At 69.2% G+C, this 3,347-nt stretch carries 3 protein-coding genes; all 3 read right to left on the bottom strand.

The annotated features are described in order from the left end of the window. Window positions 1–118: 118 nt before the first annotated feature. Window positions 119–1,045 carry a ParB N-terminal domain-containing protein gene (locus tag ACFU7Y_RS42050; RefSeq protein WP_224275106.1) on the bottom strand — a complete coding sequence of 309 codons (927 nt, stop codon included), beginning with the start codon at window positions 1,043–1,045 and terminating at the stop codon, window positions 119–121. Between the two features lie 150 nt (window positions 1,046–1,195). After that, on the bottom strand, window positions 1,196–2,362 hold the full coding sequence (locus ACFU7Y_RS42045; RefSeq protein WP_380771704.1) for an MFS transporter: 1,167 nt from the start codon (window positions 2,360–2,362) through the stop codon (window positions 1,196–1,198). A gap of 244 nt (window positions 2,363–2,606) precedes the next feature. Next, window positions 2,607–3,254, bottom strand: a complete 648-nt coding sequence (locus ACFU7Y_RS42040) for an HAD family hydrolase (RefSeq protein ID WP_224275110.1) — start codon at window positions 3,252–3,254, stop codon at window positions 2,607–2,609. Window positions 3,255–3,347 lie beyond the last annotated feature (93 nt).

The following is a 3,347-nucleotide window of genomic DNA, read 5'->3' as shown; positions in this document are numbered from 1 at the left end:
GCCGGGGTTTCCCGGCCGGGCGCCGTACGAGGTTCGGAGCAGCCGGCGCTTCGCGTGGGTGATCCGGCACGGCCTGTCCGCACGGCCGCCCCGGCCCCTCGGCGACGGCCGTGCGAGGTCAGCCGGCCAGGGAGTCCTCGGCGCTGCGCAGCTCCTGGGCGATGCCCAGGAGGTCGTCCGCGCAGGCGGACAGGATCTCCGCGACCGCGGTCCTGCCGTGCACCGGAATGGCGGGGGCGAGCCGCTTCCAGTCCTCCGCGCTGGACAGCTGCGTGCGTAGCTGCTGCAGGACGAAGCGCCCGTTCTCACTGAGCCGGAGGGACGGATCCCGGCGGAGCCGGTCGAAGATGGTGATCCGCTCCACCGGGTCGGAGACGGCTTCCGGCCCCGGGCGACCGGTTCGGTTCGGGATCCGCACGGGCCCCGCCGGACGGCCCGTCCGGCACCTCGTCGGCACGGGCTCCTGACCGCTCGCCAGGCGCTGCCGGACGTCCCGGACGGTGCCCACCGAGATTCCGGCCTGTCGCGCGACCTCCCGCAGGGACGCCGACGGGTTCTGCCGGATCAGCTCCGCGGCGGCGGCGCGCCCCGCCGCGGTGCTCGCCGGGCGGGCGCGGCCGTCGCAGCCGGTGCGCACCTCGGGCTGCGCCTCCTGCTCACCGGACCGCTGCCGGATCGCCCCCACGCTCTTGGCACTCAGACCGCTCATCTTGGCGATGTAGCGATCCGACCAGTCCGGGTGGTAGCTGAGCAGGCGCAGCGCGGCCTGCTTCCGTTCCTCAAGGGAGAGCGGGAGTCCGTGCCGGACGTTGGACTCCACCGCGAGCAGGAAGGCCGCCTGCTCGTCCCCGTCGAACCACCGTACGGCGATGGTGCTTTCCTTGCGCAGCGTCGCCGCGTGCAGCCGGTGCATCCCGTCCACCACCCGCATCGTCTCGCGGTGCACCAGGATCGGCTCGAACTCGGTTTCGCTCTCCGCGAGCCGGCGGACGTGCTCGACGTCGATGCCGAAACGCGGCGAATCGGCCGGCCGCAACGAGCTCAACGCTATAGGGGTACTCGATTCAGGATCACGACAATACGGGGCTTTCGGCATGGCAGGGTCTTCTCCTGGAACAGGCCGGCGCCGAGTCCGGAACGCCGACTCGAAGGCGAGGTTTCACGAATGGCCGGGCGCGGTGGCGCCGGACGGCGGCTATGCGCGCTGGTAGGCGGGGCGCATTGCGCGCAAGCTCACCACGGACAGCAGGAGCGCGACGAGGGAGGCCGCGACGATTGCCGACTGGACGGAAAGATAGGACGTGGCGAGCGCGATGTACCCGCCCGCCAGCGGAAGTCCGAGCAACGAGAGAATCATCGTGATCGAGATGGTCAGCGCGTAGTTCTTCTCCGGCATGGCCGCGTTCCGGACCACTCTGGCGTGCACCGAGAAGGCCACCAGGGGGCCGGCCACCAGGCAGAAGGACAGGGCGATGACGGGCACACCGGTGGAGAAGGCGAGCAGCAGCGGACTGGCCGGGATCACGAGCGAGGCCATGATTCCCAGCGGCTCCACCAGGTTCTTCTCCGCGATCCTCGAACTCGACAGGAAGTACGCGAGCGAGACCACGGCGGCCAGTCCGTACACGATCCCCAGGTAGATCTCGGACCGCCCGCCGACGTGCAGGACCAGGTCGGGAAGGGCCGTGTACATGAGGCCGAAGGCGAAGTTCGTCGACATCATGAGGATGCCGAGCCAGCGCAGGGTGACGCTGCCGGCGACGAAGCCGAACGCCTCCCCGATCGCCGTGAAGGTGCCGCCCAACGAGGCCCGGCCCCGGCGTTCGTCGCTCGACATGCTCCAGGCCAGCACCAGGAGGAGCGCGTAGGACAGGGCCGAGATGAGGAAGAGCAGGTGCGGGGCGAGGTGCACCACGATCCACGCGCCGCAGATGGGCACGATCACCTGCATCGCCTGCTGGTTGAACTGGAAGAAGGAGAAGGCCTTCGCGACCTCGCCTTCGCCTTCCAGCACGGTGATGTGCTTCTCGAAGGCGACGTAGGCCAGCAGGTTGAACAGCGACAGCACTCCGCCCACGCAGATGTACGCGGCCGCGCTCTCCGATCCCAGCAGGATTCCGAAGAACAGGAAGCAGACGCCGAACCGGACCGCGTTCGATCCCACGAAGACGTTCCGGACGCCGTAGCGGTCCACGATGATTCCGGTCAGCGGGAGCACCAGGATGGTCGGCAGCCACTCGACCAGGAGCGACACACCCGAGGACTGCACACTGCCGGTGACCCGGAACACCATGAGCGGAATGGCAAAGAGCAGGAAGCGCTCGATAAAGGTCTGGAAAAGCAGATAGATTTTGAGCGACAAGAATTCTCCCCCGTGCGCCGCGCGAGGTCGCCGCCGGCGCCGCCTAATGCGAGTTGCGCTTTGACGTGATCATGTCACCCTCACATCCTGACCCAGCCATAGCGGACTGTCAACATGCTTGAAACAAAAACAGAAGCGGCGTGAATCCCCTGCCCCGGCCCCTCCGCACCAGTCCGCCGCAGCCGCGAGTGGAGCGCGCCGAATTCGCCTCCTCGAATTCCAAACGTGAGCCGCCTCACGCCCTTTAGGCCATCGTCGACATCAGGAGCGGGAAGGCGTCCGCCACCGTCTCCACGATCCGGTCCGGGACCGGCACCCCGGCCGGCAGCGCGCTGCCCTGCGAGACCCAGATCGTCGACATGCCCAGGGGTGCGGCGCCCGCGACGTCGTGCTCCAGGGAGTCGCCGACCATCCACGCGCCCTCCAGTCCGGTGGCGGCGCGGCGCGCGACGAGCCGGAAGACGTCCGGGTGGGGCTTGCTCACCACCTCGTCGTCGGCGAAGCACACGGCGTCGAACAGGTCGGCCAGGCCGTCACGCATCTTGGGCCGTTGCTGGTCCTCCCTGCCGTTGGTCAACAGGGCCAGCAGCCAGCCGTGTTCACGCAGCGCGCGGAGCTGCTCCGGGACACCGTCGAAGGTCCGCACGAGCCGCGGCCAGCGCTCCCAGAACAGGCGCCGCAGCTCGGCCGGCGACTCGGGGAAGCCGAAGCGGTCGACGATCGCGCGGAAGGTCTCCGCCGGGGACACCGGCCGCTGCTGCTCGTTGCGCAGGAACTCCAGTCCGTCCGGTCCCAGGCCGCGCTGCTCGGTCAGCTCGACGAACCACCGGTCGATCGCGCCGGTGCTGTCCACCAGGGTGTCGTCGAGATCGAATATGGCGAACTTCTTCACGCGTGACCACGCATCCTCGGGTCGGTGGAGCGAGCAGGGAACGAGCCCGCGGCTCGTGGTTCCGAGCCGTGGGGCCGCCCCCGGTGCCGGGGG

Origin of the sequence: Kitasatospora sp. NPDC057542 (genome assembly GCF_042801945.1) — a bacterium.
In the GTDB taxonomy this organism is placed as follows: Bacteria; Actinomycetota; Actinomycetes; order Streptomycetales; family Streptomycetaceae; genus Kitasatospora.
This window is presented reverse-complemented; position numbering and strand designations above follow the sequence as displayed.